The sequence below is a fragment of the Bacillus sp. 22475 genome (assembly GCF_052044835.1).
GTDB classification, from domain to species: Bacteria; Bacillota; Bacilli; order Bacillales; family Bacillaceae_G; genus Bacillus_A; species Bacillus_A cereus.
The window spans coordinates 1-5,627 of sequence record NZ_JBQENW010000069.1 but is presented as its reverse complement, the minus strand read 5'-3'; the positions used below and the strand labels follow the sequence as shown (position 1 = coordinate 5,627).

Genomic DNA, 5,627 nt, shown 5'->3' with positions numbered 1-5,627 from the left:
TATATTTTAATTTCTTGTTTTGAGTTAGTGCAAATATATTATTTGGATCAACACCAAGTCTTTCAGATAATTGATATAATAATATGCTAGATGGATAAATTACACCTTTTTCGATCTTACTAATTTGACTTTGTGAACATATTCCATGACATAAGTCGGATTGTGATATATTTTTTTTAATTCTAAGTTCTTTAATGGTAATACCCAAATCGTTAAATTCCATTTTCCCCACCTACTATTTAACACTTTATTAGTATGATATTCTCTAACCTTAATGTAATGTAAAATTAATATAGTTGCAATTATTGTTTTAAAGGGCTTATCGTTTCTATAAGATGGTGAGATTTTTTTATGTACAAAAAAGACACCAAAAGTTCCTTTCGCCGACTTGAACCACATTCATTTAATATAAACTTATCTGTATTTTCACATACTTTTTTAATCCCTCTATTTTCCATTTGATAAAATAAAATCCCAATATTACCAAAAATTAAATAAATATTTCTACATATTCAAGATATTTACATAAATTTCAAAAGTGATACATTTAAGTTGTAAGCTATAAAAACTATTAAAGGGGGATTTATTATGTTCAAGAAATTAGTAGTAGGAGCATTAGCAACAGGTATTGCATTAACAGGAGGAATTGGGGCAGCTTCAGCTGATACGCAAAAAGCTGTGAGTTCTCCGAAGCAAGCAACATGTTCAATTCCTTATGAGTATTCTAATGGTAAATTCAAAAGAACTCTTTATTACTCAAATGGAGTATATGCTAATAGTTTTAATGAAAATGTTTGTGGCGGGACGATTACGTGGTATTTAAAACATGTTCAAAATGGAGTTGCTTTTTACGAAGGTAATTTAAAATAGTAGATTTTTTGAACCTCATTTATTGAGGTTCTTTTATTTTTAGTTTTTAAACTGATTCTCTATAAAAAAGACACCCTAAGGTGCCTTCTTGCGATTTGCTCCATTGTAATATGGTATTGGATGCCAGTCCGATTATTATTTTACCACGTTAAGTAGTTTCGATTATTGAGAAAAAATACAACTCATTGTTTGAATGCAAAAAAGCCCTAGGGGGACTAGGACTTTTTGCTAGAATGAATAAGATTTAAAAAAGGACTTATATAACGTAACATATGAATGTTTCGTAAATGTATCAAAAAAGTGAACAAAAGCGTTAATTTTAATAAAAAAAGCTCCGCGATAAAAGCTGCGGAGCTTCATAAGGTCGAGTTATGTCGTACTCACAAGGGATTTTAACATGAATGTTGTGGTAAAAATACTGGTAAATTTATCCCGTAAAACTCCCGCTGATTAGAGTTTCACTTCATTCGAAGGAATTTATGTTTTAGAAATTAGATTATAATAGTTGATATTCTCCATATTGACCAGAAAAGAACTAAAAATTCTAGTGAAATTCCAAGTGTTCGTTTCCTAGTTTTTTGAAATTCTTTTATTAAATAGCCAACAGCACTAATTGCTATAAGAATGAAAAGAATAAGTTCGAGTGTAACTGGCATTTTATCTACTCCTAATACATTAATTTGTTATATAAAGATTATAAGATATTTTTACGGCTAGTAGTGAAAAATTTAATAAAACTATCTCTAATGGAAGAAGATCGAAAGAATACAGAGTTTTATTCACTTGTAGATTTTAGATTTAAAATGCTAAGTGCAGAGTTTTATCCCCATCAATCTGACATATCTAAGAATGATCTAAGAAAAATGAAGTTAGATGAAGCTCCATCAGATGAATCTTTATTATATTATTACCATTTCTTTAAGGCTTCTCATGCTACAGTAAACGGTGATTTTAAAGTGGCTGAAAAGCATTATGGAATAGCAGAATCTTTTTTGGGAAATATTCAGGATCCAATTGAAAAAGCAGAATTTAACTTTAAGCTATCAAGCTATTATTATCACGTTTGCCAGCCTATTTTAGTAATTCAATATGCAACTAGAGCAAGGAATACATTTGAAGGGCTGTACGGGTATAGCAGGAAGGTGGCAGCATGTGACAATGTTCTGGGTTTAGCATGTGTAAAGCTAAATGAATTTGAACAGGCAGAAGTTTATTTCATGTCGTCTCTGGATATTTTGAAAAAGCAGAATGAAGAGGAGCTAATATTACGAGTTCGACATAGTTTAGGGGTTATGTATGCAGAGCAAAACCTATCTGATTTAGCACTTCGTTACTTATCGGAAGTATCACAAAAAATTCCGAATCACTTTAGAGCGATTTTTTTGGAAGCTAGAGAGAATTTAAAGTTAGGAAAGACAAAGCTTGCAGCGTCCTTAATTGAAAAAGGATTAATAATTTGTAATGAACTGGAACAAAAAGAATATGAACATCATTTTACAATTCTAAAAGAAATGAATGAGAATGTTTCTGCTGAAGAATTAGAGTTAGCCATTTCTAAAGGAATTTCTTTCTTTAATGAAGTAGGTTTATGGCAATATGTCCAGGAATATGCTGAAAAATTAGCGGTTAAATATCATGAAGAAGGAAATTCAATAAAATCTAGTGAATACTTCTATTTAGGATATAAAGAAAAAGAAAAAGGTTTTCAGAAAGGGGCTTTAAAATGAAAAGGATCATCAGCAGTTCAATTGGATTAATAATTACGGTCATACTATTAAATGGAGTAAATGTTTCAACGGACCAATCAAAGGTTAATACAACAAGTGTTATACAATATACGCATGGAGAGCCGTGGGGCTGAAGAAATATTGAAGTATAAAGAGTTGTTAGATCGAAGGATGATTACCGAAGAAGAGTTCTAAGTGAAGAAAAAGTAACTAATAAGTATATAGATGAAACGCTCAGATGAGCGTTTTTTTATTTATATATTCGCAAGTAAAATAATATAATATCACTATGAATCCTTATAACAATATGAATTTTTGCATATTTTAAAATTCAATATATCCCTCAAAAACTTTTAATTGTATAATGTATTTTGTCATATTTTTAGATTTTTCGACATAAACCAACAAAAATAGAGAAAGTATTGGGAGAAGACATTATGTACACAAAACTATTAAAATCAATTACATCATTATCACTGATTGGTGGTGCGTTGTTATATACAAATGGCAGCGATGTAAAAGCTGCTGAAGTGGGTGTTTTTTCTGATGTGCCGACATCACATTGGTCATATCCTGCGATTAAAGATTTAGCGAGTAAAAATATTATTTCCGGTTATGGAAATGGGATATTTGGTTTTGGAGATGTTGCGACAAGGGAGCAAGTTGCGGCTTTAATTTATCGAGTGTTAGTACCGAATAAACAAGGCGGTTCGTTTAGTAATGATGGAACTCGTTACGTATTAAAGGATGGGTCTACGTTTAAAAATCCTTACGGTGATATTAATCAAAGTTCTACAATGTTTCCAGAAGAGGTATTAACTTTAACGAATTTAGGAGTTTTTAAAGGTGATGAAAATGGCCAATTTAGACCGAAAGCTTCTGTGAGTCGTGCGGAAATGGCACAAATTCTTACAAATGCTTTCCATCTTGCGGCAAAACAAAAACATACCTTTAAGGATGTTCCAAATCCATTTTGGGCAGAAAACGCAATTAGTGCAGTGCAATCAAATGGAATCGCAGATGGCACAGGGAACGGGAATTTTGAACCGTATGGCACAGTAACACGTGAACAGTATGCGCAGTTTTTATATAAAACTTTAAAGTATAAAAATGCTGATGTGAAAGACACAGGAGATGCGGCATTATTAACAGCTTTTAAAGAAGAAGTAAAAAAGCGTATTAATACATACGAGACAAATATTACACTTCCATATAAAACGAAAAATAATAATACAGAAGAAGTGATGAATACACTTTTTAACGCATATAAAGAAGTTGCAAGTAAAAATGAGTATACAAATAATAATAGATCGAATGTTTCATATGGACTTTCTGGATCACCTGGAAATTATACGTTTACGCTTAAGATTACATATCGTGAAACGAAAGAACAGACGGAATATGTCATGAAACAAGCGAAAGCAATCGTTTCTTCTATTACTCAAGTTGGAATGGATGATCACGAAAAAGTGAAGGCGATTCATGATTACGTAGTAAAACATGTTTCTTATGATACGTCTTATAAAGCTTACACAGCATATGAAGCACTTGTAAATCGTTCTGCGGTTTGCCAAGGTTACGCACTATTAACTTATCAATTATTAAAAGAAGCAGGAATTGAAAATCATTTCGTGACAGGAACTGGGGACGGACAACCTCATGCTTGGAATTTAGTAAAAATCGAAAACAAATGGTATCACCTTGATACAACATTCGATGATCCGGTTCCAGATGAGCAGGGTCGCGTAACGTATTCGTATTTCAATTTATCAGATGAACAAATCGCAAGAAATCATGAGTGGAACCGCGGAGACTACCCGCAAGCTACAACAAATTATTATAGTACACTGACAAACAAAATTGCGGCAGGCAGTACGAAAACGCCTGCATATCAGCAAATATTAAAAGATACAAAGTTAAACTATTTAGGAAATGAATATATCGCAAATAACTATACTGAATTAAAAAATAAAATGCAGCAGCGCTATAGTGCAAAACCAGAGAAAATTGAAGTGCTATACAAGCAATCAATGAATGGTGCACTGCAAGATGTGAAAAAGGCAATTGGCGAAATCGATTATCCGCAAGGGGCAAATCGAGTTTCTTATAAAGCGGAGCCTTACAATGCGAAAGAAGGGTATTCTTTAGTGACAATTACGTTTACGTATTAAGAATGAGAAAAAGCATCTGTTTCAGATGCTTTTTTTTATTATATTGATTCGACAAAATATGACAGGTGAAAGCGAATTGGTCTGTTATGATAATTTTTAAAATTTTACATTTTGGAGGATTAATCATGAACAAAAAGAAGATTTCCGCTGCGTTAATAGGAATTGTAGCCTTTTTTGTAATTATTAATGTAGTTGTTACGAAAGAGAAAACGACATCAACCAGTGAAAAAATGTACTCTGAGAAAGAATATAATAAATTAGTAGATGAACATTTTGAAGAAACGCAAAAGTTGAAAAGTGATATGAGTGTGTTAGAAACTGAAAAAAAATCTCTTGATGAGCAAGTGAAGAAGTTAAAAGATGAGTTAGCGAAAAAAGAGCAACAAGTAGTGAACTGCACCCCAATTGTTAGACACAGTCTAACAATTGGAGGTGCAGTTTTTCTATGGCTAAATTTACAGCTGATGAAAAAATACAAATCGTTCTACGTTATTTGAACGGAAATGAAAGTTATCGAGAAATGGGTAGATCGCTCGGTATAAGTGACACAATCATTTTGAATTGGGTAAACCAATATAAACAGAATGGTCTGGAAGCTTTTCTAAAACGATGTACAAATTACACACAACAATTTAAACTAGACATACTAAACTTTATGATTGAAAACGGTATGTCCTTATTTGAGACAGCAGCTATCTTTAATATTCCTGCCCCTTCAACGATTTCTGTTTGGAAAAAACAGCTCGAAACACAAGGAATTGATGCCCTTCAATCTAAGAAAAAGGGGCGTCCATCCATGAAAAAAGATTCAAATAAACAATTAAAACAACCTTTAGCTGAAGGGTCAGTCGAAGCACTT

At 32.3% G+C, this 5,627-nt stretch carries 7 protein-coding genes and 1 pseudogene; 6 read left to right on the top strand and 2 right to left on the bottom strand.

Going from position 1 to position 5,627, the window contains the following annotated elements; translation table 11 throughout:
- On the bottom strand, nt 1–223 hold a 223-nt coding region (locus tag ACTJJY_RS31645), incomplete at its 3' end, for a helix-turn-helix domain-containing protein (protein WP_440607421.1).
- 365 nt (nt 224–588) lie between these two features.
- Here ACTJJY_RS31645 and ACTJJY_RS31640 point away from each other — a divergent pair.
- The gene (locus ACTJJY_RS31640; protein WP_000473814.1) at nt 589–870 is read left to right on the top strand and encodes an LCI fold-containing protein; all 282 of its coding nucleotides are present in this window, start codon (nt 589–591) and stop codon (nt 868–870) included.
- Nucleotides 871–1,361: 491 nt separating this feature from the next.
- Here ACTJJY_RS31640 and ACTJJY_RS31635 read toward each other — a convergent pair whose 3' ends face one another.
- Nucleotides 1,362–1,526, bottom strand: coding sequence for a hypothetical protein (locus ACTJJY_RS31635; RefSeq protein ID WP_001145511.1), 165 nt, complete (start codon nt 1,524–1,526; stop codon nt 1,362–1,364).
- Between the two features lie 24 nt (nt 1,527–1,550).
- Between ACTJJY_RS31635 and ACTJJY_RS31630 the strand changes: the two genes are divergently transcribed.
- The 5 genes and pseudogenes from ACTJJY_RS31630 to ACTJJY_RS31610 form a co-directional block, all read left to right on the top strand.
- A complete protein-coding gene (locus tag ACTJJY_RS31630; RefSeq protein WP_440607420.1) occupies nt 1,551–2,597 on the top strand; it encodes a tetratricopeptide repeat protein in 1,047 nt (348 codons plus the stop codon).
- On the top strand, nt 2,594–2,731 hold the full coding sequence (locus tag ACTJJY_RS31625; protein ID WP_071731857.1) for a Phr family secreted Rap phosphatase inhibitor: 138 nt from the start codon (nt 2,594–2,596) through the stop codon (nt 2,729–2,731). Before ACTJJY_RS31630 ends, ACTJJY_RS31625 begins: the two co-directional genes overlap by 4 nt.
- A gap of 303 nt (nt 2,732–3,034) precedes the next feature.
- Nucleotides 3,035–4,768 carry an S-layer homology domain-containing protein gene (locus ACTJJY_RS31620; RefSeq protein WP_440607419.1) on the top strand — a complete coding sequence of 578 codons (1,734 nt, stop codon included), beginning with the start codon at nt 3,035–3,037 and terminating at the stop codon, nt 4,766–4,768.
- 125 nt (nt 4,769–4,893) lie between these two features.
- Nucleotides 4,894–5,157, top strand: a pseudogene (locus tag ACTJJY_RS31615) (hypothetical protein); the annotation flags it as partial.
- 56 nt (nt 5,158–5,213) lie between these two features.
- A partial coding sequence (locus ACTJJY_RS31610) for a transposase (RefSeq protein ID WP_440605686.1) occupies nt 5,214–5,627 on the top strand: 414 nt, incomplete at its 3' end.

Coding starts and splice junctions, on each gene's coding strand:
- ACTJJY_RS31640 (WP_000473814.1), top strand. CDS start 589: ATGTTCAAGAAATTAGTAGTAGGAGCATTAGCAACAGGTATTGCATTA.
- ACTJJY_RS31635 (WP_001145511.1), bottom strand. CDS start 1,526: ATGCCAGTTACACTCGAACTTATTCTTTTCATTCTTATAGCAATTAGT.
- ACTJJY_RS31625 (WP_071731857.1), top strand. CDS start 2,594: ATGAAAAGGATCATCAGCAGTTCAATTGGATTAATAATTACGGTCATA.
- ACTJJY_RS31620 (WP_440607419.1), top strand. CDS start 3,035: ATGTACACAAAACTATTAAAATCAATTACATCATTATCACTGATTGGT.